The sequence below is a fragment of the Aeromonas sp. Lyrl_2 genome (assembly GCF_051948815.1).
GTDB classification, from domain to species: Bacteria; Pseudomonadota; Gammaproteobacteria; order Enterobacterales; family Aeromonadaceae; genus Aeromonas; species Aeromonas veronii.
This window is the reverse complement of record NZ_JAYJLJ010000014.1, coordinates 86,110-110,913: the sequence shown is the minus strand read 5'-3', so window position 1 is coordinate 110,913 and position 24,804 is coordinate 86,110. Positions and strand designations below refer to the sequence as shown.

21 protein-coding genes are annotated in these 24,804 nt (G+C 59.4%); 7 read left to right on the top strand and 14 right to left on the bottom strand.

Features of this window, described 5'->3' with window-relative positions; translation table 11 throughout:
• Positions 1-75 precede the first annotated feature (75 nt).
• Positions 76-1,437, bottom strand: a complete 1,362-nt coding sequence (gene hutW, locus VF684_RS13865) for a heme anaerobic degradation radical SAM methyltransferase ChuW/HutW (RefSeq protein WP_376898476.1) — start codon at positions 1,435-1,437, stop codon at positions 76-78.
• Positions 1,438-1,693: 256 nt separating this feature from the next.
• Between hutW and VF684_RS13860 the strand changes: the two genes are divergently transcribed.
• Positions 1,694-3,289: a methyl-accepting chemotaxis protein gene (locus VF684_RS13860; protein WP_019445547.1), complete on the top strand. Its 1,596-nt coding sequence runs from the start codon at positions 1,694-1,696 to the stop codon at positions 3,287-3,289.
• 126 nt (positions 3,290-3,415) lie between these two features.
• On the opposite strand, the gene aroG is transcribed toward VF684_RS13860, so the two are convergent.
• From aroG to VF684_RS13835, 5 genes are all read right to left on the bottom strand, one after another.
• Positions 3,416-4,471, bottom strand: a complete 1,056-nt coding sequence (gene aroG, locus VF684_RS13855; RefSeq protein ID WP_019445546.1) for a 3-deoxy-7-phosphoheptulonate synthase AroG — start codon at positions 4,469-4,471, stop codon at positions 3,416-3,418.
• A gap of 220 nt (positions 4,472-4,691) precedes the next feature.
• Complete coding sequence (gene aroA, locus VF684_RS13850; protein ID WP_005351267.1) at positions 4,692-5,975, bottom strand: 3-phosphoshikimate 1-carboxyvinyltransferase; 1,284 nt, start codon at positions 5,973-5,975, stop codon at positions 4,692-4,694.
• Positions 5,976-6,202: 227 nt separating this feature from the next.
• Positions 6,203-7,291 carry a 3-phosphoserine/phosphohydroxythreonine transaminase gene (gene serC / locus VF684_RS13845; RefSeq protein WP_201913268.1) on the bottom strand — a complete coding sequence of 363 codons (1,089 nt, stop codon included), beginning with the start codon at positions 7,289-7,291 and terminating at the stop codon, positions 6,203-6,205.
• Positions 7,292-7,516: 225 nt separating this feature from the next.
• Entirely contained in the window at positions 7,517-8,443 is a 927-nt protein-coding gene (locus VF684_RS13840) for an electron transfer flavoprotein subunit alpha/FixB family protein (protein WP_201913269.1), read from the bottom strand.
• Positions 8,440-9,192 (bottom strand): electron transfer flavoprotein subunit beta/FixA family protein, encoded by a 753-nt coding sequence (locus VF684_RS13835; RefSeq protein ID WP_069553891.1) that lies wholly within the window; start codon positions 9,190-9,192, stop codon positions 8,440-8,442. Before VF684_RS13835 ends, VF684_RS13840 begins: the two co-directional genes overlap by 4 nt.
• A gap of 169 nt (positions 9,193-9,361) precedes the next feature.
• On the opposite strand from VF684_RS13835, the gene VF684_RS13830 reads away from it, so the two are divergent.
• The 3 genes from VF684_RS13830 (at position 9,362) to VF684_RS13820 (ending at position 12,856) form a co-directional block, all read left to right on the top strand.
• On the top strand, positions 9,362-11,005 hold the full coding sequence (locus VF684_RS13830) for an electron transfer flavoprotein-ubiquinone oxidoreductase (protein ID WP_376898480.1): 1,644 nt from the start codon (positions 9,362-9,364) through the stop codon (positions 11,003-11,005).
• Positions 11,006-11,298: 293 nt separating this feature from the next.
• Positions 11,299-12,246: a magnesium/cobalt transporter CorA gene (gene corA / locus VF684_RS13825; RefSeq protein WP_005337059.1), complete on the top strand. Its 948-nt coding sequence runs from the start codon at positions 11,299-11,301 to the stop codon at positions 12,244-12,246.
• Between the two features lie 148 nt (positions 12,247-12,394).
• Positions 12,395-12,856, top strand: coding sequence for a DUF2919 domain-containing protein (locus VF684_RS13820; protein ID WP_042023947.1), 462 nt, complete (start codon positions 12,395-12,397; stop codon positions 12,854-12,856).
• 12 nt (positions 12,857-12,868) lie between these two features.
• On the opposite strand, the gene VF684_RS13815 is transcribed toward VF684_RS13820, so the two are convergent.
• On the bottom strand, positions 12,869-13,588 hold the full coding sequence (locus tag VF684_RS13815) for a hypothetical protein (RefSeq protein WP_372592597.1): 720 nt from the start codon (positions 13,586-13,588) through the stop codon (positions 12,869-12,871).
• Positions 13,589-13,880: 292 nt separating this feature from the next.
• Here VF684_RS13815 and VF684_RS13810 point away from each other — a divergent pair, with 292 nt between their 5' ends.
• On the top strand, positions 13,881-14,432 hold the full coding sequence (locus VF684_RS13810) for a lipoprotein (protein ID WP_150388961.1): 552 nt from the start codon (positions 13,881-13,883) through the stop codon (positions 14,430-14,432).
• Positions 14,433-14,627: 195 nt separating this feature from the next.
• Complete coding sequence (locus tag VF684_RS13805; protein ID WP_376898482.1) at positions 14,628-16,625, top strand: hypothetical protein; 1,998 nt, start codon at positions 14,628-14,630, stop codon at positions 16,623-16,625.
• A gap of 84 nt (positions 16,626-16,709) precedes the next feature.
• Here the strand turns inward: VF684_RS13805 and glgC are convergent, their stop codons facing one another.
• Positions 16,710-17,984 (bottom strand): glucose-1-phosphate adenylyltransferase, encoded by a 1,275-nt coding sequence (glgC, locus tag VF684_RS13800; protein WP_139429679.1) that lies wholly within the window; start codon positions 17,982-17,984, stop codon positions 16,710-16,712.
• A 189-nt stretch (positions 17,985-18,173) separates the two neighbouring features.
• On the opposite strand from glgC, the gene VF684_RS13795 reads away from it, so the two are divergent.
• Entirely contained in the window at positions 18,174-19,814 is a 1,641-nt protein-coding gene (locus VF684_RS13795; protein ID WP_376898484.1) for an EAL domain-containing protein, read from the top strand.
• Here VF684_RS13795 and VF684_RS13790 read toward each other — a convergent pair.
• The 6 genes from VF684_RS13790 to adk form a co-directional block, all read right to left on the bottom strand.
• On the bottom strand, positions 19,777-20,271 hold the full coding sequence (locus VF684_RS13790) for a hypothetical protein (RefSeq protein WP_005337075.1): 495 nt from the start codon (positions 20,269-20,271) through the stop codon (positions 19,777-19,779). The two genes, VF684_RS13795 and VF684_RS13790, sit on opposite strands and share 38 nt — an antisense overlap.
• Before the next feature lie 175 nt (positions 20,272-20,446).
• The gene (locus VF684_RS13785; protein WP_005337077.1) at positions 20,447-20,809 is read right to left on the bottom strand and encodes a DUF2750 domain-containing protein; all 363 of its coding nucleotides are present in this window, start codon (positions 20,807-20,809) and stop codon (positions 20,447-20,449) included.
• Between the two features lie 180 nt (positions 20,810-20,989).
• Positions 20,990-22,294, bottom strand: coding sequence for an inosine/guanosine kinase (locus VF684_RS13780; RefSeq protein WP_005337079.1), 1,305 nt, complete (start codon positions 22,292-22,294; stop codon positions 20,990-20,992).
• Positions 22,295-22,480: 186 nt separating this feature from the next.
• Complete coding sequence (locus VF684_RS13775; RefSeq protein WP_201913273.1) at positions 22,481-22,873, bottom strand: MAPEG family protein; 393 nt, start codon at positions 22,871-22,873, stop codon at positions 22,481-22,483.
• A 34-nt stretch (positions 22,874-22,907) separates the two neighbouring features.
• Complete coding sequence (gene hemH / locus VF684_RS13770; protein ID WP_201913274.1) at positions 22,908-23,882, bottom strand: ferrochelatase; 975 nt, start codon at positions 23,880-23,882, stop codon at positions 22,908-22,910.
• Between the two features lie 98 nt (positions 23,883-23,980).
• Positions 23,981-24,625 carry an adenylate kinase gene (adk, locus tag VF684_RS13765; protein WP_005337083.1) on the bottom strand — a complete coding sequence of 215 codons (645 nt, stop codon included), beginning with the start codon at positions 24,623-24,625 and terminating at the stop codon, positions 23,981-23,983.
• Between the last annotated feature and the right edge of the window lie 179 nt (positions 24,626-24,804).

Here is a 24,804-nt window from a genome sequence, read left to right as displayed (position 1 = left end):
GCCAAAAGAGGGAGCCTGCAAGGCTCCCTCTTTCGTTATGGATCGCACGGAGTCGTGCAAATGCTCCACTCGGGCTCAAACCAGCGAATGGCGTACCTCGGCAGTACCATGGCTGGGCGGCGCTGAACCATCGAGCGGATTGAGCTGCAAGAACTCGAACAAGCCAGCCTGCATATTGACGTTCCAGAAGCGTCCGGCGAGGGTGAGTTGCAACCGTGTGCTCTCGATCTCGGCCAGCCCGTGCTGCTGCCAGGCGGCAAAAAGCGGCATCAGATGGGTCAGCAAAGGCGTTGGCAGACGATCCAGCGCCAGCACACCGCTGTCGAGGGCGCCACGCAGCAGACCGTCCATCCTTGCATTGGGATTGCGTCCCATCACCATCCCGGGCGCCCGCTTGCCACTGGCCAACGCGTCATGCCAGGGGGCCAGATCCCGTCCATACATCAAGCCGTGGCCAAGAATGCTGCCCCCAGCACCGGCGCCAAAGGGGAGGATCTCCGCACCGCGCTTGGCCATCTGGTTATAACGACTCTGCTCGGCCGGGCTGCGCCGCCAGTGACTGCAAGAGAGACGCTCCCAGCCGTGAGCTTCCAGTTGCGCCCCGCCATAGGCATACATGGCCGCCCGCTGCTGGCCATCGGCGAGCCAATCCAGAGTGCCCTTCTCCTGCGCCCGCTCCAGATTTGTGCCCTGCATGGCGATGAGCTGGTAGAGATCGACCCCGTGTACACCACTCGCTATCACATCGCGGATATCCTGCTGCCACACGGCATCATCCTGACCGGGCAGACCAAAGATGAGATCCGCCACGATCACAGCCGCATCATCCCGGGTCAGATCACCCAGACGGGTCAGCAGCGTCTCCCTGTCATCGAAACGGGCCGCCTGCTGACGCACCCGGGTATCAAAGCTCTGCACCCCGAAGGAGAAGCGGTTAAAGCCCCCCGCCAGCGCCACCTGCCATTTCTCATCATCAAAGCCGTTGAGCCGCCCCTCCAGCGTCACCTCGGCATCGGCCGACAACGGAAAACGGCGGATCACGGCGGCCAGCATGGCCAGCTCGTCGGCGCTCATGTCGGTCGGCGTACCGCCCCCTACATAGACGGCTGAAAACGGCATGCTCTGCGCCAGCGGGGTGTCAGCCGCCTGCGCAAGAGAGGTACAGAGGGCGTTGACATAGCGGTTGATCCGCGCCGGATTGGCGCCATTTTCAAAGAAATTGCAGAAGCTGCAGCGCTTTCGGCAAAACGGAATATGGATGTAAAGGGCGCGCTCCTCAGCTTCACTCTCTCGCTGCCACCAGCTCTGCCAGCCAGCCTCATCCAGCGGGAAGGGGCCCATCCCTCCCCGACTGGCGTGAGCCGAGGTCTTGGCGCTAAAAGCAAACTTGAGGGGATCCGGCGTGGCAATACCGGTCATGGAAGTGGTCAGATTCATGATGGTCACTATTATCAGCAAATAATGACAATGATAACAATTATCGTTACTGGCAATTTGTTCTGGATCAACCCGAGGAGCAGCCCCCCTCCTGAAAGCCATTTTGGCAACCTGCATTACCGATCTGCTTAACAGATTATTTACTCAAGAGTGGTTATCGTGTGCCGATAGAGAACCATCTCCCGCCGTTTCTTCGTCTACGATCAAGATGATACGGGATCACATAACAACACCAAGCGCATGGAACTTGCCCAAAATGCATAACCTCTCCTTGAACTGGAAAATATTCCTCCCTCTTGCGCTGGTCATCAGCACCACCTTTGGCCTCTGCTTCGAACTCTCCGCCTGGCTGCAACGGGATCTCGCCATCCGGCTGGCAGAGGAGAAAGTTGAGAGCATGGCCAACACCTATATGGATCAGGTGAACGTGCTGATGATGACCGGTGGCATGGCCAACCGGCAGATAGTGCAGACCAAACTCAAGAGTGAAGCGGGCATCGTTGAGGCCCGTCTGGTGCGCGCGCCGGCCGTCAGCAACCTGTTTGGCCCGGGTCATCCGGATCAGAAAGCGCAGGATCCCCTCGATGAGCGTGCCATCAATCAGGGTGAAGCCATTCTGGAGCAGCAGGGCAACCTGCTCACCTTGATCAAACCGTTCAAAGCCTACAAGGAGTATCGCGGTACCCAGTGCCTCACCTGTCACCAGGTCAATGAGGGGACCGTGATGGGGGCGGTGCGGATCAGTTATGACCTCAGCCACACCTTCGGCGAGATCCGCCACAACAACCTGATCCTGAGCGGCAGCCTGGCCGCCGTCTTCAGCCTCGGCTTCGGCTTGCTCTGGTGGGTATTGCAACGCTACGTGAAACACCCACTGCGCCAGCTGCAGCTCACCATGATCCGGATGGCCAAAGAGCGCGACCTCGCCCTCCCCCTGGTCAATCACAGCCGGGATGAACTGGGCCAGATGACCCGCGCCGTCAATGACATGGTGCAGGGATTCCGCCACAGCCTGCAGGAGGTGGAAGGGGCGACCCACCAGCTCTATCAGGAGTCGAACCAGATCCGTCAGGTCGCGACCCAGACCGAAAACTCGGCCCGCCAGCAAGAGGGGATGACCACCCAGGTTGCCGCCGCCGTCAGCGAGCTGGCCGCCAGCTCTCATGAAGTGCGCGAACATGCCCGCCACAGCGCCGAGCTCTCCGCCCTCACCAATCAGGATGCCGCCGACACCAGCCGCCTCGCCCAGCACTCCATCACCGATATGGGCGAGATGTCGGCAGAGATCGATCGGGTGGATCAGGTGATCCAGCAACTCGACAGCCGCTGTCTTGCGGTTGACGGTGTGCTCGAGGTGATCAAGGGGATTGCCGATCAGACCAACCTGCTGGCCCTCAACGCTGCGATTGAAGCGGCGCGGGCAGGTGAGCAAGGCCGTGGCTTTGCGGTGGTGGCCGATGAAGTGCGGGCCCTCTCCAACCGCAGCCGCGCCGCCAGCGAAGAGATCTCCCAGATGATCGCCGCCCTGCAAAATGAGGCCCAGAGCGCAGTTACGGTGATCGGGGATGCAAAAAGCAAAGCCGATGAGAGCATCAGCAAGACCGAAGCGACCCTGGCAGCCATGCAGAACATCATCGAGCGCATCGCCCGCATCAACGACCTCAACGCCCAGATGGCGCAGTCGGCCGAAGAGCAGGACAGGGTCTGCCATGAGGTTGACAGCTCGGTAAGCGATATTCGCAACACCTCCAACGACACCCTGGGTCAGGCGCACGCCGCCAATCTCGCCAGCATTCAGCTGGTAGAGCAGTGCCAGAAACTGGAGGCTCTGCTGAAAACCTACCGTTGGTAATCCACTTCACCAACGAAAAAGCGCGACCCGAGGGTCGCGCTTTTGCTTTATGGATTCGACTTGCCCGAACGGCATCGTTGTTGTTCCAGCGGCGCGTTGACGATTAACAGCGCCACCAGGATAGCTTTAACGGGCGTTACGGGTTGCGACGGCATCCGCTAGGTTGCGCAGCAGCACTTCGGTATCAGCCCAACCGATGCAGGCATCGGTGATGCTCTGGCCGACCGTGAGTTCACACCCTTCCACCAGATCCTGACGGCCTTCTACTAGATGGCTCTCCACCATCACACCAAACACCGCTTTGCTGCCGGCACGCAGCTGACCTGCTACGTCTTCGGCCACCACCATCTGGTTCTTGAACTGTTTGCTGCTGTTGGCGTGACTGAAGTCGATCATCACCTTCTGAGGCAGACCGGCCTTCTCCAGCCCCTTCACAACTTCGCTGACATGAGCCGCGCTGTAGTTCGGCTCACGACCACCACGCAGAATGATGTGACAGTCCGGGTTGCCGCGGGTCGCCACGATGGCGGAGTGACCGTATTTGGTGACCGACAGGAAGTGGTGCGGCGCACTGGCAGCGCCAATGGCATCGATGGCAACCTTGATGGTGCCGTCAGTGCCGTTCTTGAAGCCCACCGGACAGGAGAGACCGGAGGCCAGCTCGCGGTGTACCTGGGATTCAGTGGTACGGGCGCCGATCGCGCCCCAGCTCATCAGATCCGCCACATATTGCGGGGTGATCATGTCGAGGAACTCGGAGGCAGTTGGCAGCCCCATGTCGTTGAGATCCAGCAACAGCTTGCGACCAATGCGCAGACCATCGTTGATCTTGCAGCTATTGTCGAGGTACGGATCGTTGATCAGCCCCTTCCAACCCACTGTGGTACGCGGTTTTTCGAAGTAGACCCGCATCACGATCTCCAGCTCATCTTTCAGCTCGTCGCGCAGCGCCTTGAGGCGCTTGCCGTACTCCAGCGCGGCGACCGGATCATGGATGGAGCAAGGACCAATCACCACCAGCAGACGATCATCTTCGCCGGCCAGGATATTGTGAATGGCCTGACGGGATTCAAAAACGGTGGACGAGGCAACCTCGGTAGCCGGAAACTTCTCAAGCACCGCAACCGGGGGTAATAACTCTTTGATTTCACTGATACGAACGTCGTCGGTTTGATGCTGCATGACAAGGCTTCCTGCTAGATGACTGCGATTAGGAAATCTCAACATAGCCCGCGACAGGGCATGTGTAAATAGGAAATTACAGCAATCACAAAACTATTTTATATATCAATCTTGCAAGTTATTGAAATGATGCTAAGCAAAATGGAAGTGCGGATGAGGAAGGCAAAAAGGCCCGCTCAGCGCGGGCCCGAAGCGTCGGTGATGACGGTTTTTTCAGTGATCAGCCACGCTGGCTGATACTGGCCAGCTTGTCGAAGTAATCCGGGAAGGTCTTCGAGGTGCACTTGGGATCATTGATGGTGACCGGGGTATCCGACAGCGCCACCAGCGAGAAGCACATGGCGATACGGTGATCGTTGTAGGTATCGATCTCGGCATGCTTGAGCTGGGTCGGCGGGGTCACGGTGATAAAGTCATGCCCCTCCTCCACTTCAACGCCCAGCTTGCGCAGCTCGGTCGCCATGGCGTGCAGACGATCGGTCTCCTTCACCCGCCAGTTGTAGATATTGCGAATGGAGGTCGGCCCCTCGGCAAACAGCGCGGCAACGGCGATGGTCATGGCCGCATCGGGAATATGGTTCATGTCCATATCCACTCCGTGCAGCGGTGCCTGCTCCGCCTCGATGAAATCATCACCCCAGGTGATGCGCGCGCCCATCTTCTCCAGCACGTCGGCGAAGTGGATATCACCCTGAATGCTGTGCTTACCGATACCGGTGACCCGCACCTTGCCCTTGATGGCGCCCGCCGCGAGGAAGTAGGAGGCGCTGGAGGCATCCCCTTCCACCAGAAAATCACCCGGACTGATATAGGTCTGGTTGCCCTTGATGTAGAACAGCTTGTAGTTGTCGTGCTCGATGACCACCCCGAACTGCTTCATGATGTGCAGGGTGATGTCGATGTAGGGCTTGGAGACCAGCTCCCCCTTAATGTGGATCCGGGTATCACCGGCCGCCATCGGCGCCGCCATCAGGAAGGCGGTCAGAAACTGGCTGGAGACGGAGCCATCAACGTGCACATCGCCGCCCCACAGCCCCTTGGCATCCACCACCAGTGGCGGATAACCATCGTGTTTCAGGTACTGGATATGGGCACCCGCTTCACGCAGGGCATCCACCAGATGGCCGATAGGACGCTCTTCCATGCGCGGCTCGCCGCCCAAGGTATATTCACCGGAACCTAGGCATAGCGCGGCGCAGAGCGGACGCATCGCAGTACCGGCGTTGCCAAGGAACAGATTGACCGGCTCTTTCACCGCGAAGCTGCGACCCAGACCCTGCACGGTACACTCGGTCTTGTCGGCGGAGAGCTTGTACTTGACCCCGAGCTGGGTCAGCGCAGCAAGCATATGACGAATGTCATCGCTGTCGAGCAGGTTGGTCAGACGGGTGGTGCCACGGGCCAGCGCCGCCAGCAGCAGCGCACGGTTAGAGACACTCTTGGAGCCGGGCAGATTGACCTCACCGGCCACACGAGAAATGGGTTCCAAACGCAACGAATTCATAGACTTCCTGTGCTATCTCAAAAATAAACGCCTGTCCGGACGTTAACAGCCTGCGTCCCGCTCGGCAAGGGCACTTTCAGGGGAAATCGCACGGTAAACGCCAGCGAGCTGGTTCTGTTGAAAAAAAGACGCCGGGGTATCCCCGGCGTCTTGAATCACTGCAATAGCTGGAAGCGGCTCACGGGTTGTCACGAGAGGCCGCCAGCAAGCATGTATGTACTCTCTTTTCAGCCGTGGCGCTTGGCAAAGCCATCCATAAAGCTGACCAGGGCCTTCACTCCCTCCAGCGGCATGGCGTTGTAGATGCTGGCGCGCATGCCACCGACAATGCGGTGTCCTTTGAGGGCCAGCAGGCCAGCCGCTTCCGATTCGGCCAGGAACTGCTTGTCCAGCTCGGCATTTTTCAGCTGGAACGGGATGTTCATCCGCGAACGGCAGCTGACATCCACCTGATTGCCATAGAAGCTCGACTGATCGAGATAGTCATAGAGGAAGTCGGCCTTCTCCTTGTTGCGCGCCTCCATCGCTTCGAGGCCACCCTGTTCTTTCAGCCACTCGAACACCAGACCGGCCAGATACCAGGCGTAGGTGGGCGGCGTGTTGAACATGGAGTCGTTCTTGGCAGTGAGCTTGTAGTCAAAAATCGAGGGTACATCAGCGCGGGCCTGATCCAGCAGATCATCGCGCACGATGGCAATGGCAAGCCCGGACGGCCCGATATTTTTTTGGGCACCGGCATAGATGATGCCAAAGCGGCTCACATCGAGAGGACGGGAGAGAATGGTGGAGGAGAGATCTGCTACCAGCGGCACCTCGCCAGTGGCCGGGATGTCAAACATCTCGATGCCATCAATGGTTTCGTTCGGGCAGTAGTGAACATAGGCCGCATCGGCGCGAAACGCCGGGGTCGGCAACAGGTGAGAGATCCCCCGCTCGTTCTTGGCAACCCCCTGGAAGGTCTGGATATCGCCATACTTTTTGGCTTCATCCACAGCGCTCTGGGACCAGACACCGGTCAGCAGGAAGTCCGCTTTCTTGTTGGCGCCGCCCAGCAGGTTCATGGGTACGGCGGAGAACTGACCGCGGCCGCCACCGTGCATGAAGAGCACCTTGTAGTTGTCCGGCACCACCAGCAGTTCGCGCAGATCCGCTTCTGCCTTCTCGACAACCACCATGTAGGGCTTGCCGCGATGGGAAAGCTCCATGACCGAGGCTCCCAGCCCCTGAAAATTACAAAATTCGCGCTGGGCGCGCTCCATGACTTCAACCGGCAGCATGGCGGGGCCGGCGCAGAAGTTGTAAATCTGTTTGCTCATGACGCTTTCCGTGAGTGGATGAGAGTAATCGATGACTTGTCAGGTTTTACACAAGAGCCGCCACAGGATCAAAGGCTTTTTGGGAGCTGGCTCAACCTTTTACCGTCACTCTGCGTCCCCCTTGCAGTAGAAAAAGCCCTGAACGGGTCAGGGCTTGCAGGGAACATGCACAGAAATGGCGGGCAGAGCGCATAAACCACCACAGCCCAGCCATTTCTGACAAATTTACAGTTTGGCGGTGAGCTCCGGCAGCAGAGTGAAGAGATCCCCCACCAGCCCATAGTCAGCCACCTGAAAGATGGGGGCATCGCTGTCCTTGTTGATGGCCACGATCACCTTCGACTCCTTCATCCCCGCCAGATGCTGGATGGCGCCCGAAATACCGACCGCGATATAGAGCTCGGGCGCCACCACCTTGCCGGTCTGCCCCACCTGCAGATCGTTGGCGACATATCCTGCATCAACGGCGGCTCGCGATGCCCCCACGGCGCCGCCCAGCTTGTCGGCCAACGCTTCTATCAAAGCAAACTGCGCCTTGGAGCCCAGTGCCCTGCCACCTGAGACAACCACCCGGGCGGCGGTCAGTTCGGGCCTGCTGGAGCGCACCGCGCGGCGCTCGACCAACCGGGTACGACCAGCGAATTCGGGCACGGCCAAGCGTTCGATGAGAGCCTGCCCGCCCGTCGCCGCCTTGGCAAACGCGGTGGCCCGCACTGTCATCACCTTGACGGGTGCCGAGCTTGCCACTCTGGCGATGGCATTGCCTGCATAGATGGGGCGCAGGAAGGTGTCGCTGCTCTCGATAGCCGTCACCTCGGAGAGCATCTCCACCCCGAGCCGAGCCGCTACCTGTGGCAGCAGCGCCTTGCCCATGGTGCTCGCCGCCATCAGGCAGTGGCTGTAACCTTCGCACCAGCTGGCCAGCAGCTTGTCCACCCCATCCAGCAGCCCGTCGGCCAGCCGGGGATGTTCAGCAAGCAACACCTTGTCGACACCGCCGAGAGCTGCCGCCTGTTCACTCGCCTCGGTCAGCCCCTGACCCAGCAACAGCAGATCAACTTGACCGCCGATGGATCCGGCGGCGGTCACCAGTTGTGCCACGTTGTCGGCCAGATGGCCCTGATGATGTTCGGCAATGATCAGCACGCTCATGGCAGCACCTTCGCTTCGTGTTTGAGTTTGTCCACCAGCTCGTCCACCGAGCCCACCTTGATCCCTGCGCTGCGGGCTGGCGGCGCCATCACCCCGAGCAAACGGGTCTGGTTGGCCACCTCAACGGCGAGTGTCGAGAACGGAGCGCTATCAAGCGGCTTGCGCTTGGCCTTCATGATGTTGGGCAGCGAGGCAAAACGCGGTTCATTCAAACGCAGATCGGCGCTCACCACCGCAGGCAACGGCATGCCGAGGGTCTCGAGGCCACCGTCGATTTCGCGAGTCACCAGCAGCTCTCCCGCTTCCACCTTGAGGGCTGACGCGCAGGTCGCCAGCGGCCAATCATTGAGGGCAGCCAGCATCTGGGCCACCTGATTGTTGTCTGAATCGATGGACTGCTTGCCGAGCAGCACCAGATCCGGCTGCTCCTGCTCACACACCTTGTGCAAGGCGCGGGCGACAGTCAGCGGGGTGAGCGTCTCATCGGTGACATAATGCAGCGCCCGATCCGCACCCAGCGCCAGCCCATGGCGCAGTTGCTCGGCGGCAGCGTCAGGGCCAAAGGTCACCACCACCAGTTCGCTGGCAACCCCGGCTTCCCGCAGCCTGACCCCCTCCTCCACCGCAATTTCACAAAAGGGGTTGATCCCCATCTTCACATTGGCGAGCTCCACGTCGGAGCCGTCTCCCTTCACCCGGATCTTGACGTTGTAGTCGACTACCCGTTTGATCGCGACCAGCAGCTTCATGGGGTCATGCCTCGTCTCTTTGGATTGAATTCATTAGTGTGCCTCTGCGTTTGTTGCAGTACGCTCTTCCCTGATTTTTTGCTTTTTCTTGCTCAGTTTTGCTTACAACTGCTTTACGTTTACGTAAACTACCAGCATTACCCTAGGCCAACCAGAGCGCAGAGGCAAGATGGAACGGGAAGCAATGGAATTTGATGTCGTCATCGTCGGCGGCGGTCCGGCGGGGCTCAGTGCAGCCATCGCCCTGAAACAGCAGGATGCCACTCTCTCTGTCTGTCTGCTGGAGAAAGGGGCGGAAATTGGCGCCCATCTGCTCTCCGGCGCCCTGTTTGATCCCGTCGCCTTGCAAGAGCTGCTGCCGGATTGCTGGCAGCAAGCGCCGCTCGGCGTACCGGTCAGCGACGATCAGGTTCATCTGCTGCAAAGCGAGCAACGTTCCCTGCAACTCCCCGCCTGGGCGGAGCCACCCCGGATGCACAATGAGGGTTGCCATGTGGTCAGTCTGGGCAATCTCTGCCGCTGGCTTGGCCAACAGGCGGAAAAACTGGGAGTCGAAATATACCCGGGATTTACCGCCAGCGAACTTATCATGGAAGCGGGCCGGGTCAAGGGGGTGATCACCGGCGATCTGGGGCTGGATCGGGCGGGCAATCCGAAAGCAGATCATGTGCCCGGCATGGCGCTGCTCGGCCGCTACACCCTCTTTGCCGAGGGGGCCCGCGGTCATCTCGGCAAGCAGCTGATCGCCACATTCAATCTGGCAAGCCCTGCCCAGCCCCAGCACTATGCCATCGGCTTCAAGGAGCTGTGGCAACTGCCAGCAGGTCGGGGCAACCCGGGAAAGGTGCTGCACGGCAGTGGCTGGCCCCTTGGCAAGCAGGGGGGCGGCAATAGTCACGGCGGTTTCTATCTCTATCACTTGGAGGGGGATCAGGTCGCGGTCGGGCTGATTGTCGATCTCAACTACCAGAATCCCTGGCTCAGCCCGTTCGATGAATTCCAGCGCCTCAAGCATCACCCGCTTATCGCCGGCGTGTTGCAAGGGGGTGAGCGCATCAGCTATGGCGCCCGCGCCATCACCAAGGGGGGCTGGCACGCCCTGCCCCGCATGCACTTCCCGGGTGGACTGCTGATCGGCTGCGATGCCGGCACTCTCGACTTTTCCCGCATCAAGGGGATCCACACCGCCATGAAGTCCGGCATGCTGGCGGCAAAAACCGTCGCGATGGCGCTGCGGGGGGGCGATGAGGGAGGGCTGGATCTGGCCCAGTATGGTGACGAGCTGCACCAGAGCTGGCTGGCCCGCGAACTCAAGGCGGCGCGCAACTTCGGCGCTGCTCTTCACCGCTATGGTCCCTGGTTGGGCGGTGCCTTCAACTGGCTGGAGCAACGGCTGTTTGGCGCAAACTCGCCCTTCAAGCTGCTCGATAAGGCTCACGACTACCGTCAGCTGCGCGTGGCCAGCCGCTGCGAGCCCATCCATTACCCCAAACCCGATGGCAGACTGAGCTTTGACAAACTCTCGTCTGTCTATCTCGCCAACACCAGTCACGACGAGGATCAGCCTTGCCACCTCAAGCTGCAGGACGAGCGCATTCCGGTCGAGGTCAATCTGCCCACCTGGGCCGAACCCGCCCAACGCTACTGCCCGGCAGGGGTGTTTGAAGTGCTTGAAATGGAAGGCGCGGCCAAACTGCAGATCAACGCCGCCAACTGCATCCACTGCAAAACCTGCGATATCAAGGACCCCAGTCAAAACATTATCTGGACGCCGCCACAGGGGGGATCCGGGCCCAATTATCCGAATATGTGATGAAGCGGGGCAGCGGCAACAAGCAGCCCCAGCTAGCCCTCCCCCAGCCAAAGGCTGGGTTCTACCCCGCATAGCCGCTCAGGTGATCCGACCTCGCTGTTTTTTTGAACAAACAGGCTGAATCCCTGATGAATAGCCCCTGACAAGCGCGGCCCGCCACTGTATAGTTCGCCGCATTCAGGTTTTCCATCGGCCCGATCTGCTTATCCACGGGATCGCCTTCTGCAGCGATCTAAGGCCGCATGACCTGTGCAACCATCCCTGATTACCCATGACTTTTTAAGGGGGGACAGATGATCACCGCCTACATTCTCAACAACAAGGTGCTGGACATAGTCACGCTCGGGCCTGACGACATAGTACCTGACAACACGGTCTGGCTGGATGCCTACAAGCCGGACACGGCAGAGCGAGAATGGTTGACGGGCCTGTTCCTGGAAGAGGTCCCCGACAAGGAAGAGCTCGACGACATCGAAGCATCCGCCCGTTTTTACTGGGATACCGATGGTCTGCACATTCACTCCCTGTTTCCCCAGCGGATCGGTCGTGACACCAAGGGTGTCCACGTCTCCTTTACCCTGCGCAACAACCTGCTGATCAGCATTCGCGAAGATGACATCGGGCTGGTGCGCCTGCTGCGTCACTATATGCGCCAGGATCGGCTGGAGGTGGAGGATGCCCTCGACATCCTGCTGGAGGTGCAGAACCTCAAGGTAGAGTACCTCTCCGACCTTATCGAAGATGGTTACAAGACCTTGGAAAACACCGCCGATCAGATCTTCGAGCCGGATCAGATCAACCCCATGCTGAAAGAGTTGATGGCACAGGAAGAGGCCAACGGCCAGATCCGTCTCTCTCTGCACGATACCCGCCGCGCCCTGCGTTTCCTCAAACGCAGCCTGCGCCAGCGCATGAGCCTTGAGCAGAACAAGTGGATCGACGAGATGCTGCACGACGTGGAGTCTCTCTTGCCCCACACCCAGTTCCTGTTCGACAAGATCAACTTCCAGCTGGAGGCCTCCATGGGGGTGACCAATCTGGAGCAGAACAAGGTGATCAAGATCTTCTCGGTAGCCGCCGTGATCTTCCTGCCGCCGACCCTGATCGCCAGTATCTACGGCATGAACTTCGGCCGCATGCCGGAGCTCGCCTGGGAGTATGGTTATCCCATGTCACTGGTGCTGATGGTTATGTCATCGCTCGGCACCGGCCTCTTCTTCAAGCGCAAAGGCTGGCTGTAACGCCGCCGAGGTGCGCTGCGATATCTGAAGAAACGGATTGGGGGGTATGGCCCCCCGATTAATTTGCGCCACACCCAACGCCTTGCAAAGGGCGCTTCGTCGCCCCATATCCCCTTCATCACTCAATTCAAGTGGATAACGGGCAACCATGACCCTCTACCCCGAACACCGATATGACGATCACGGCCAGTTGCGCCCGCCTCTCTGGTTCTGGCCCATCGCCCTGTTGCTGACCCGCTCGGTCTGGCTCTTTCTGATGGCGGGAGTGACCCGCGAGAGCGGCAGCGAGATCCTGACCCTCTTTTATCCGGACAAGATCACCCTCTACATCAGCCTGCTGACCGACGTACCCGCCATGCTGGCGTTGCTCGCCTGCGGGGGCACCTATCAGCAGACCCAGAGCATTCGCGCCAGACTCCGGCGCCACAGCCCGCTGCTGCTGCTCTGCTCTGCCGTCAGCGGCCTGCTGATGCAGTTGCACAGCCTCAATCTGCAGAAGTGGTCATTCAGCTGGCCCACCGCACTGGTGCTGGTCGCCAGCCTCTGGGCGCTCTGGTATCTGCTGCGCAGTCGCCAGCTACGGGAATATGCCGCAGATCAGCCCCACTGACGGGGCTGACACCTATTGACGAGTGACCCGGATCTGCAGGGTCTGGCGCTCGCTCTGGCTGCCTCGCCCGCCCTGTAGCTGGGTGCCGAAGCTGCTTCCCTGATCCGCTGAGCTGGTCGAGAGCTCCCCCACCGTCAGCCACTGGCCCGGGGCCCCGCTCACCTCGGTGGCACTCTGCCCACGATTGATGGTGCCCTGATCCAGCCTCGCCTGTTCGCTGCTCAGCGCAATCTGCACCCGATCGCCAATCAAGGTGGCCGTGGCATAGAGGCCGTTCACCAGCGGCATCATCCCCACCACGGTGCCCCCGTTCCACTGATAGAAGGTGACCGGCTGATAGGAGCCCATCTGCAGCAGCACGGGACGGCCCGACAGCCCGCGCACCTGCCAGCTATCGTTCTGGCTGCGCTGGTACTGCTGGGCGTTGCCATCGAGCAGCCACTGCCGCTTGGCCTCGTCGCGACTGATTGAGCCCCCCAGTTGCTGACCGCTGGAGGCACCATCGACCCGCCACTCGATAAGCAGGCTTTGCGGTGGCTGGTTGATCTGCGCCAGCGTGGCTTCGGCCTCCTGCAGCTGGGCTGGCGTCCCGCTCAGCACCAGCTGATTCCCCATGGCGCTGACCCCAAGCTGGGGATAGATCTCCTTGAGGGTCTGCACCGCCGCCTGCGCCTCGAAGACCGGGATCACCTTCACCTCGGCCCACAACGACGGGCTCCAGAGTCCCATCATGCAGCCAAGCCACAGCAGCGCCCTGCGGCCAACCTTGCCCATCCGAACCATTACGCTCTCCTCGTTCTCTGTGCTCTTCTCGCTCTCTGTTCTCTCTCTGCTCAGGCGTAGACCTGCGCCCGCAGCCAACAGCTCAGCCCTATTCCGCTCACCCTTCGATGATGAACCCGGCGGTTGCCAAAAAACAATCGGGAATGCAGCAACTCCGTGATTTCCCACGGTATGAGGCTCTCATTCCACGCCCGTTATCGCGTAAGATAGCGCCATCATAGTTGCCCAAGCGGAATCCATCATGTTGAAACAGCTGTTGTTACTCCCCCTCGCCTTGCTGCTGGGGGCCTGCTCCCTGACCCAGTACAACGTCAGCGAGGCCGAAATCAACCAGTACCTCAAAGATCAGGTCTCTTTTGAAAAACAGCTGGGGATCCCCGGCATCATGTCGAGCAAGATCCGTCTGGATGAGATGCAGAGCCGTATCGGCCGCAAACAAGCAGATCGCATTGAGCTGGACGCCGCTGGCGACCTGCAGGTGAGCAGCCCCCTTGGCAGCCAGCAGATGAAGATCCGCTTTGCCCTGAGCGCACGCCCGGACTATGTGGCCGATCAAGGCGCCATCTATCTGCGCGACCTTGAGCTGGTCTCGGTCAAGACCGAGCCGGCCGATATCGGGGCCGCCCTCACCCCGCTGCTGCCCACCTTCAATCAGTCGCTCTCCCTGTTCCTGTCGCAGACCCCGGTCTATCGCCTCGACAACAGCCGCAAGAACGAAGCCAGGATCAAGGAGAAGGTCGAAGCCCTCAAGGTGGAGCCAGGCCGTCTGGTCATCCCGTTCAAGCTGCTCTGACCCCCGCCGCACCGGCACTTTCAGCGCAATAAACAGATAACCGTCCTCTTCGACAGCGCACGTCTGCTTTAACGTGCTACCGATCAGGGCGGTTTTTTACTTCTCAAGTCACCCTCAACATAGCATAATGCAGACCATTCTCATTTAGATTCGTCATGAGAAGCGTCAATAATAAAACCAATGGTGAGAAGGGACATGAGAAAAACCGTACTGGTTCAGGCGATTGCCTGCGCACTGATCAGCGGCGCCGCACACGCTGCCGTCAAAGTCGAAGACAAGACATTCAATACCGCCGCCAACATGCTGGCCTATACCGAATTCGAGCTCTCCGGTGAGCCGCTGGCCGAAGCGCTGGGGCTGGATCTGGATGTGCTGGATGCCAACCGTGCCGATGAGCCGACCCCGTTCGACTTCGCTGCCGGCATCGAATCCTACGAATACTCCGAAGAGGCGATGTACGCCCTCAACTACCAATCCGGCATGGGCCCGCATCTGGTAAACGGGCCGCAAAACCTGGCTCGTGGTGGCACCATGGCCTCTCTGGGGCAACGAGTGCTGGCCATGGCCGACGCCGTTGGCTTCCCGGCCGATGAAGTGCCGCAGGGCATGTATCCCCTCTCCCTGCCCTACGCCTCCGCCAATCCGGAGTTTGCCCAGGCCGTCAACGCCACCCCGGTCAATGGCGACCAGATCACCATCAAGACCGCCAAAGGGACCGAGAAAACCGTCAAGACCCAGGTGCCAGCCTACTTCCGCGACTACAGCACCCTGCGCTGGAGCGGCAGCGACAACCTGCTGGTGCCCGCAGCGGTGGGCGGTATCCTGCTCAAAGAGGTGATGTGGTCGCAAGACTTCCTCGGCGGCATGCACGTGGCCGAGACCGATGAAGAGGTAGAAGCCGCCTCCGCCACCATGGATCAGGATGGCAAACACAAGCTGGGCGTCTCTGCCGCCGATGGTTTCAACGGCATGATGCTGACCGAGCAATCCATCGACAAGCTGGCCATCATGCAGAACCAGCTCGGCTTCGATGGCAAGCAACTGGGTGCCAAGATCACCCCGCAGTACGATCCGGCCAAGGGCGTGATTTACTTCCCCCATCAGGTGAAAGTGACCGAAACCAGCAACAACGATGCCGGTGCCATCGGCAAGCTGGAGGTGGTGGATGGTTCCGCCCAGCTGCGCGATGCCTGGATGATGCTGTGGCCGCTCTCCGAGTTCTATGCCTTCAGCGATCAGCGCAGCGCCAACACCAACCAGAACCCGGCCTTCCACGCCGTGTTTGACGGTGCGCCGTTTGCCGCCGCACCGGCTGCCAACAAGACCAATGACCTGGGCAAAGCGGTCGCGGGCAGCGATGCCTTCTCGCTGGCGATCAATCTCTCCAACCTCACCTTCAAGAACCTGGCGGCCCTGCACTTTGATGCCAAGGCTGGCACCCTGGTCGACAGCTGGCAGGCAGGCAAACAGGGTAAGCACGTCACCACCTTTGACGCCGCTTACGCACTGGTCGCCCTGCAGATCTTCCAGCGCGCTCAGGATGCGCTGCCGGTCGGTTACGCCGCCGGTGACAATGGCGAGCTGAACCTCAAGACCAAGCAGGGTCAAGAGGCGCTCGAGCTTATCCGCAAACAGGCCGATTTCATCCTTGCCAACCTCAAGGGTAAAAATGGTCTGGTGCATGACGGCATCACCCTGGGTGGCAAGCTCGACGCAGGCCACTCCATCGATGCACAGTTCGCCGCCATCCGTGGTCTGACTGCCGCCTTCCTCGCTACCTCCGATGCCAAGTACCGCACCGCTGCCCGCGAGCTGTTCATCGCCACTGACAAGGCCTACTTCAATGCCAAGGCGGGCACCTGGCTGGCGGGTAAACAGGGTGAATACACTCCCTGGACCCAGGCTGCCATCTCCGGCGCACTGCGCTCAGCCATGCTGAACCTGCGCAACGAAGGGGCCGAGAAGGCGCCCGAGCTGGAGCTGGCCAAGCTGACCGGTCAGTACGTCAGCTGGTTCCGTGGCACCGTCAACGGTGGCATGCAGATGGCCGAGTGGATCGGTGACTCCGGTGAGAACATCATCGAAGGTACCGGCAGCGACACCGATGAAGATGGCGTATCGCAAGTGACCGCCGCCGGTGGCAAGCACGGCACCGCCATGGTGATGGCCGCCAAAGCAGTGGTTAGCGAGTAATCCTCGCCATTCACCAGCATGAAAAAGGGAGCCAAATTGGCTCCCTTTGCATTACAGCGTCTGACACAGTTTCAAGGGGTTTCCTCAAACCAGCTTGTCCAGCATCTCCTTGGTCACCAGCACAATCCCCTGCTCGGAGCGGTAGAAGCGGCGGCTATCCTCATCGGCATTCTCGCCCACCACCAGCCCATCGGGCAGCACACATCCCTTGTCCACAACCACCCGGCGCAGACGGCAACCGGCGCCAATCTCGACCCCGGGGAAGATGATGGCCTGATCCAGGGTACAGAAAGAGTGCACCCGCACATTGGTAAAGAGCACCGAGTTGAGCACAAACGACCCGCTGACGATGGTACCGCCCGAGAACATGGAGTTGATGGTCATGCCGTGCTGACCGTTGCGGTCCTGCACAAACTTGGCTGGTGGCGTCAGGGTCTGGCTGGTCCAGATAGGCCAGTTCTGATCGTAGATATCGAGCTCGGGCAACACGGAGGCGAGATCCATGTTCGCTTCCCAGAAGGAGTCCAGCGTACCCACGTCACGCCAGTAGGGCTTTTGCCCCTCGCGCGCCCCGACACAGGACATGTTGAAGGGGTGAGCAAATGCCAGCCCCTCCTCCACGATGCGGGGGATCACATCCATCCCGAAGTCGTGTTTGGAGTCCTGATTGTGAATGTCCTCCTCCAGCAGTTGATAGAGGTACTCCGCCTCGAAGATATAGATCCCCATGGAGGCCAGCGAGCGATCTTCGCAACCCGGCATGGCGGGCGGATTGGCCGGTTTTTCGACGAAGGCGCGGATCTTGCGCTGCTCGTCGATATCCATGATCCCGAAGGCCGATGCCTCGGCCCGCGGCACCTCGATACAAGCCACAGTCACCTTGGCGCCAAGGCGCACATGGTCGAGCAGCATGGCGGCGTAATCCATCTTGTAGATGTGATCCCCCGCCAGCACCACCAGGTATTTGGGGCCGTAGTCACGGATGATATCGACGTTCTGATAGATGGCATCGGCGGTACCGCGATACCAGTGCACCTCGTCCACCCGTTGCTGGGCAGGGAGCAGGTCGATGAATTCGTTCATCTGGTAACGCAGGAAGGACCAGCCCGATTGCAGGTGACGCAGCAGGCTGTGAGATTTGTATTGGGTGACTACACCAACGCGGCGGATCCCCGAGTTGATACAGTTGGAGAGCACAAAATCAATGATCCGGAATTTGCCACCGAAATGAACGGCAGGCTTGGCGCGGTTGTCAGTCAACTGCTTCAGGCGACTACCACGTCCACCCGCCAGCACCAGTGCCATACTCTGGTTCAATAATTGTCGTGCTTTGGCACTATTTTCGGGCTCTAACAACATGATTTACCTCTGCCTTGTTTGATCTATTTTCAACTCATCTTCGCCTGTTTCGGCACCTGTGAAAGTGGTTTCACTCACATTTAACCGATCTCAATTGACCCTTTTCACCGAGTTGCGAGGAATAGCATGCTTTGCTCCGCCAGCTTGGTTAAAATTCCCCCACAAAGCAGCCACTTCAAGGATGACAAGATGGTTCACAAGCTCGGACGTACCCTCTTTCTGATCGCCACCATAGTGACCATACCCCTGCTGCTCCTGCAAGCAGTTTGGTTGGCCCTTCAGAGCACACCGCTCACTTTGGCCATTATTCTGGCCACTACACTGCTTGGCATGATCCTGCTGTTGATGTTGGCCATACGCACCATGGATGGCATGCTCCAGCATCAGGAGCTCACCTGGGTCAAGGCGATCAGGGGGCGGGATCCCTCACAACTCGATGAGCCCGCCTCCCAGGAGGTGCTGCAACAGCTGCTGGAGCAGTTCGAAAGCGCCGAGCAGAGCGCCCATCGCCAGCTGACCGAGCTCAGCAACCTGGCCACCACCGACGAGCTGACCCAGCTACTCAACCGCCACGCGTTTCGCCGCGACATGACCGAGTTGCTGCAGCGGGATCAGGACACCCAGACCGCAACCCTGGTGCTGATCCGTGCCACTGAGCTTGGCAAGATCAACGCCCAGCGCGGCTTCCAATCTGGTGATGCCTACATCAAGGACATGGCGGCCCTTATCAAGCGGGTGGTAAGCCGCTTCCCGGGCAATCAGGTCTATCGCATTTCGGGGGCCGATTTCGCCGTGCTGGTGCAACCGGTGGCCAATATTCCCCCCCATCTGCTGGGGCAGGATTTGAAGGTGGCCTTCGATCACTATCAGGATCAGCACGAGCTGGAGAGCACCGGTTACTCGGGGCTGACCAAGCTCAGCAGCGGCCAAAAAATCGAAGCCGTGCTGGCCAGAGCGGATCTGGCACTGGCTCGCGCCCAGACCGAAACCATCAACGGCTGGGCCATCCAGCAAGATGACAGCGCCTCCGAGCTACAGGGGCAACACCACTGGCGCGACGTGCTGACCGAAGTGCTGGCACAGGAGCGACTCAGCTTTACCTACCAGCCGATCCAGCCCCTGCACCGCAGCATGCTGGCTTACAACGAAATCTACACCCGCTTCAGCGGCAATGACGGCACCGCCCTGCCCGCCGACACCCTGTTTGCCATGGCACAGCGCCTGGATATGGTGATGCGGCTGGAGCAGCTGGTCATTACCCACATCATGCGTCAGTACCGGGCCTTTGGTGCCAACCAGAGTCGCTGGGGGATCAACCTCTCCCCCAACCTGCTGCAAAACAGCGCCTTCCTGATCTGGCTTGACCGCCAGCTGCTCAAAGATCCCAATACCAGCGCCAATCTGGTGTTCGAACTGGATGAAGAGCATCTGGAGCGCAACCTGACCGGCGCCAAGCGGGTGTTTGAACTGCTGCGCCGCAACGGCAGCCGCTCGGCCATCGCCAATTTCGGCAAAGGGATCGGCTCCTTTACCCTGTTTCGCGAGCTCAAGCCCGACTATATCAAGCTGGACCCTGCCCTGATCACCGGGCTGGAGCAGGATCAGACCAACCAGCAGTTCGTGCGGATGATCGTCGATGTATCACATCGGATGGGGTGTCAGGTGATTGCAGAGGGGGTAGAACAGCTTGGCCAGAAACAGCTGCTGCAGGGGATGTACGTGGATGGCTTGCAGGGCTATCTGATCGCCCGGCCGCAACCGCTGCGACCGGATATCAGCCAGCTGGGGCTCTTTACTGAGGATGCTTCAGCTTCAAAAGGGTCAGAATGATGTCATTGAGCTGGCGATAACGCTCCAGCTCTTTCTGATCGTAACGGGTTGCCAGCGTGGTGGGGTTGTGGCGATTTTTGAGGTAACGGTTGATTTGCAGGCGATTGAACCCCGCCACCTGATAGACCTGGCCAAGCAGGGCATTGAGTTCATCGTGCTCCAGACCTGCTCTGGCCAGATAGTCCCCATCGGCGGGACTCTCGGTCTGGTGACTCCACTTGCCAATGCGACCACTCTCCTGCAGATAGCTGAGCCACTGCTCGATATAGAGCGGTTTACACCCCGCCAACAGGTTGAAAAAGCCTACCGCATCGCAACGACAACCGCTCAGGAGCACGACCGCCAGCTGATCATCATCGCACTGGAAGGTCACAGGTCCGGCTTGCGCCCAATCCAGCGCCTGCACCCGAATGCTGGCCTTCTCACCCGCAGCTCCCGTTACGTCGAATACAAACATGGCGCTCCTCCCTTGGCAAAAGGTTGATGATGGACCATCCCCCTGACAGGTGCAAAGGCAAATCGGCTTTTAACTCATCAATCGGGCCATTCGACCATAAAAAAGACCGGCCCCCTCACGGATGCCGGTCTTTGTCCCGATGGCCTGTGCGTTCAGGCCATCAATGGAGGCGCTTTCAGGCGTCCAGTTCAACCAGAGCCTTGGCCAGCTCGATGGGTTCGAGCTCCTGACCTTCCAGATCGGCGTTCCAGTTCGGGCCGACCAGCACATCATCTTCATCCAGATCGTTGATCCAGATATCGAGAAACTCTTCCAGATCGATCACTTCCGGCTCGTAATCGGCCCACTCGTCGACGCAGTGCAGACGGGCGTCCTCTTCGGCAGACCAGAGCGGCATCACGTCGGCATCTTCAAATTCGGCGGAGCGGCAGACGACCCAGTCTTCCCCATAGCGCAGACCCCACACCTGACCCGACTCGCGGACTTGTTCGATAAACAGTTGGAAATTGGCGTCAAGGTTGTCGTTAAGCATGCTCATGGGATTCTCTCTTTCTTTCGGGTGCTGCGGCATTGTCGGGCGACAATACGATGGCCAAATGGTGTCGTAAAAGTGACATGGACTCAAGCATATTGGGGTTATTCCGGGAAAAAAGCCGGGATAACTCCCATTTGCCTGCAAAAACGCCTCCCGATGGAGGCGTCTTGCGGATTCAGGAGATCAACGCTCCCAGTAAACCTCTTCCAGGCTGTCCTCTTTCTCCGGCAAACCGCGGGAAAGACGGGGGCTGCTCTGGGCCAACACCTCGTAGCTGACACGGTTGGCGTATTTGCACACCTGGGCCAGTGAGGAGTAGGTCAGGAACTCGGAGATGTGCTTGGCGGAGTTGGGCACATTCATCCGGTGATAGGAGTTGGCCACCATGTCGTGCAGCACGGCGGAAAGGGCGCCATCCCCTGCCCCGTTGGTGTTCTTGATCTTCTCCGGGCCACCCATGTACGGGGAGATGTGGGAGTAGATACGGGCCGGTTTGCGGCACTTGGCACGGGCCATCGGGCGGCTGAACTCATACATGTTAAACTCGGGGATAACGCCCGGCAACAGAGTATGAGTGGTCTCGCGCTTGTAGTCCTCGTCGGTGTAGCTCGCCATGTAGAGGCCGATGGGGCCAGCAGTACAGAGCACCATGTCGGCCCAGTCGAGCGCCTTGTCGGCCGCACCCAGCGGATCAGCGATACCGGTCAGGGCTTCACCTTCGTCTTCGTTCATGGCCAGCACGGTCACGTTTTCGGCAATGAAGTCGCGCCACCACTGGGGATTTTCGTCAATGACGAAACGGGTGCCCAGGGTCAGCACCACGGGAATACCGGCCTCGCGGGCATAACGCACCGCGGTCATGGCCGCCTCTTTCATCGGATCACCATCGTCACCACGCACCAGATAGGCGGTGATCACCAGGGCAGATGCCCCTTTGATCACATCCTCCGGAATGTGCTGCACATCCAGCTGGTTCATCTTGCCGGCGTTGATACCGAAGCTGCGCTCGCCGCACTCGGTAATGAAAGTGAAGCAACGGCCGATGGGGCCATCCACCGGCTGCAGATAGTCCAGATTGACGCGGGAAGAGGTGTTGCACAGATAACGGTAGGCGTAGCAACCGATGCGAATGTCCTGACTCATCACACCCAGCAGGATGGAGTGGGAGTCGGCCAGTACCGAGTAGTTGTGTACCGTGTTGCCGATGGTGCCACCGGCAAACTCGCTCACTACCATGTTGTTGGCCTTGAGCTCGTCATAAATCCGTTCGGCCACGTCGTCGTTGATGACGACGGAGTGCCCCTTGCTCAGACCATAACGGGTCAGAAAGTCTTCATCCACATGGGCTTCAATATCAACCAGGGTCTGATCAATCCCGACAACGTAGGCTTTGCCCAGTTCGGTTAACAAGGGATTTTGCGGAACCAGGGGATCGCGTCTGTCGACAGGGAAGTAGTGTTTGGACTTGCGCTGACCGGGAAATTTCATGGCAATGTTCTGTGCTCTGGGGGAAAGAGGGGCGGGATTTTAACACAATCCGCCGCCCCGAAAAGTCGCCCTGTTTAAATAATGGAGTCAGTATAGACAAGGCTTGCAAGGAAAAACGTTTGCCTTTTTACCATAAAAAAACCACCCCGTCCGGGGTGGCTCCATAGCATAAAAAAGCGCCGGTTTTCAGGCGGCCGCCATGCCTTGCAACAGAGCCAGCAGCGAGAAGAGCCCTAGAGCGAGCCAGAACAGCAAGGTGCCCAGAAAACGGGGCACATTGGGGGCTTTGGGGATCTGGATGCCGATGGCATGCAGGATGCGGCCAACCAACAGCATGGCGCCACCGGCATGCAGCCAGAGCGCACCGGCACCGGAGAGCTCGCACAGCGCCATCAGCAGCAGGGTCAGCGGCACATACTCGGCAAAATTACCGTGGGTCCGGATCGCCGCCAGCAGCTCGGGGGCCTCCCCCTGCCCTATCATCACCCCGAATTGGGCGCGGCGTTTGACCACCCAGAAAGATAGCCCCAAAAACAGCAGCCCCAGCAGTCCTGCGTAGATCAGCGTGATATGTACCATGACTCGACTCCTTGTTTGACTGACTGCCGGTCACTCATGCCAATTCGCGGCAAATGAGCGAGACCATCATCCTGATGTGGGCCTGATCGCTGTTGAGGGCCGGAATATATTCAAACCGCTCGCCACCGGACTCCATGAAGACCTCCCGGTTCTGTACCTGAATTTCCTCGAGGGTTTCGAGGCAGTCGGCGGCAAAGGCAGGACAAATTACATCGAGCCGCTTGATGCCCGCAGCTGGCATACCGGCGATGGTCACGTCTGTGTAGGGCTTGAGCCACTCCTCCTTGCCAAAGCGGGACTGGAAACTGGCCGTCCACTGCCCGGCCTCCAGCCCGAGCGCCTCGGCCAGCAAGCTGGCGGTATGGCGACACTGGTGACCATAGGGGTCCCCTTCGTTCTCGTAGCGCTCGGGAATGCCGTGGAACGACATCAGCAGGTGATCACCCTGACCGTGCTGCTCCCAGTGACGGCGCACGCTCATGGCCAGCGCCTGAATGTATTCGGGGTGGGCGTGATAATCACGAATAAGCCGCACCACCGGCAGATTGCGCTCTTTCTTCATTGCCTTGCCCCAGGCATCGAAGACCGAGGCGGTGGTACTGACCGAATATTGCGGATAGAGCGGCAACAGGATCACCCGGTTGACCCCTTTGGCCTTGAGCGCCTGCCAGCCATCATTCACTGACGGGGAACCATAGGTCATCGCCAGCTCTACCGGCACCTCGACCCCCTCCCGCTTGAGCTCCTGCTCCAGCGCGGCGCGCTGCTGCTTGCTTATCACCATCAGCGGCGAGCCCTGCTCGGTCCACACCTGCTGATAGAGCTTGGCCACTTTGGGCGAGCGCGTCGGCAAGATGATGAAGTGGAGCAGCGGACACCAGAGGTAGCGGGGCAGGTCAACCACACGGGGATCGTGCAGGAACTGGCTGAGGAACGCTTTGACGGCAGCGGTGGTCGGTGCGGCTGGGGTACCCAGATTGACCAGCAATATTCCGGTTTTCGTGGTCACGTTGGCTTCCTGTCTATCTGTCATTATGCAAAAAGGGCCCGACAGGGCCCTTCTCTTTATTTATCTGATGGCACGGGAAACAGTGCCGGCAGCAAAGATCAGCCCAGAATGGTGGCAAGCTGCTTGCTGACCAGATCAACCGGCTGGGTGCCGTCGATCTTGACGTAACGGGTGTGGCCCGCTTCCGCCTCTTTGCCGTAGAAACCGATCAGCGGCGCGGTCTGCTGATGATATACATCCAGACGCTTGCGTACTGTGGTCTCTTCGTCGTCGGCGCGGATCACCAGATCTTCACCGGTCACGTCATCCTTGCCTTCCACTTTCGGCGGGTTGAACACCACGTGGTAGGTACGGCCGGAGCCGGAGTGAACGCGACGGCCGCTCATGCGCTTGACGATCTCTTCGTCCGGCACATCGAACTCCAGCACGAAATCAACCACGACACCGGCGTCCTTCATGGCTTGCGCCTGGGGAATGGTGCGCGGGAAACCGTCCAACAGGAAGCCTTTGGCGCAGTCCGGCTGAGCGATGCGCTCTTTGACCAGACCGATGATGATGTCGTCAGAGACCAGCTGACCTGCGTCCATCACAGCTTTGGCTTTCAGACCGAGCTCGGTGCCCGCTTTGATCGCCGCACGCAGCATGTCGCCGGTGGAGATCTGGGGAATACCGTGTTTTTCCATGATGAACTGAGCCTGGGTACCTTTGCCGGCGCCCGGAGCCCCCAACAGAACAATGCGCATACACGCTCCTATTGATTGGTTATTCAAATCTTGCGAAGGCAAAAAAGTACACGGTTTCGCCCGTTTCTACAAGGGTGAGCCACTTGAATGAGCACTTTATCACCACAATAACCGGCTGATCGAACAGGATTTCATCGCAAGGGGAAGACGCAAAAATAGCCAGGGATTCAGCATAGAGC

What these genes read in the sequence shown, in the direction of transcription:
- hutW (WP_376898476.1), bottom strand. Translation starts at nt 1,437, where the DNA reads ATGAATCTGACCACTTCCATGACCGGTATTGCCACGCCGGATCCCCTC.
- VF684_RS13860 (WP_019445547.1), top strand. Translation starts at nt 1,694, where the DNA reads ATGCATAACCTCTCCTTGAACTGGAAAATATTCCTCCCTCTTGCGCTG.
- aroG (WP_019445546.1), bottom strand. Translation starts at nt 4,471, where the DNA reads ATGCAGCATCAAACCGACGACGTTCGTATCAGTGAAATCAAAGAGTTA.
- aroA (WP_005351267.1), bottom strand. Translation starts at nt 5,975, where the DNA reads ATGAATTCGTTGCGTTTGGAACCCATTTCTCGTGTGGCCGGTGAGGTC.
- serC (WP_201913268.1), bottom strand. Translation starts at nt 7,291, where the DNA reads ATGAGCAAACAGATTTACAACTTCTGCGCCGGCCCCGCCATGCTGCCG.
- VF684_RS13840 (WP_201913269.1), bottom strand. Translation starts at nt 8,443, where the DNA reads ATGAGCGTGCTGATCATTGCCGAACATCATCAGGGCCATCTGGCCGAC.
- VF684_RS13835 (WP_069553891.1), bottom strand. Translation starts at nt 9,192, where the DNA reads ATGAAGCTGCTGGTCGCGATCAAACGGGTAGTCGACTACAACGTCAAG.
- VF684_RS13830 (WP_376898480.1), top strand. Translation starts at nt 9,362, where the DNA reads ATGGAACGGGAAGCAATGGAATTTGATGTCGTCATCGTCGGCGGCGGT.
- corA (WP_005337059.1), top strand. Translation starts at nt 11,299, where the DNA reads ATGATCACCGCCTACATTCTCAACAACAAGGTGCTGGACATAGTCACG.
- VF684_RS13820 (WP_042023947.1), top strand. Translation starts at nt 12,395, where the DNA reads ATGACCCTCTACCCCGAACACCGATATGACGATCACGGCCAGTTGCGC.
- VF684_RS13815 (WP_372592597.1), bottom strand. Translation starts at nt 13,588, where the DNA reads ATGATGGGACTCTGGAGCCCGTCGTTGTGGGCCGAGGTGAAGGTGATC.
- VF684_RS13810 (WP_150388961.1), top strand. Translation starts at nt 13,881, where the DNA reads ATGTTGAAACAGCTGTTGTTACTCCCCCTCGCCTTGCTGCTGGGGGCC.
- VF684_RS13805 (WP_376898482.1), top strand. Translation starts at nt 14,628, where the DNA reads ATGAGAAAAACCGTACTGGTTCAGGCGATTGCCTGCGCACTGATCAGC.
- glgC (WP_139429679.1), bottom strand. Translation starts at nt 17,984, where the DNA reads ATGTTGTTAGAGCCCGAAAATAGTGCCAAAGCACGACAATTATTGAAC.
- VF684_RS13795 (WP_376898484.1), top strand. Translation starts at nt 18,174, where the DNA reads ATGGTTCACAAGCTCGGACGTACCCTCTTTCTGATCGCCACCATAGTG.
- VF684_RS13790 (WP_005337075.1), bottom strand. Translation starts at nt 20,271, where the DNA reads ATGTTTGTATTCGACGTAACGGGAGCTGCGGGTGAGAAGGCCAGCATT.
- VF684_RS13785 (WP_005337077.1), bottom strand. Translation starts at nt 20,809, where the DNA reads ATGAGCATGCTTAACGACAACCTTGACGCCAATTTCCAACTGTTTATC.
- VF684_RS13780 (WP_005337079.1), bottom strand. Translation starts at nt 22,294, where the DNA reads ATGAAATTTCCCGGTCAGCGCAAGTCCAAACACTACTTCCCTGTCGAC.
- VF684_RS13775 (WP_201913273.1), bottom strand. Translation starts at nt 22,873, where the DNA reads ATGGTACATATCACGCTGATCTACGCAGGACTGCTGGGGCTGCTGTTT.
- adk (WP_005337083.1), bottom strand. Translation starts at nt 24,625, where the DNA reads ATGCGCATTGTTCTGTTGGGGGCTCCGGGCGCCGGCAAAGGTACCCAG.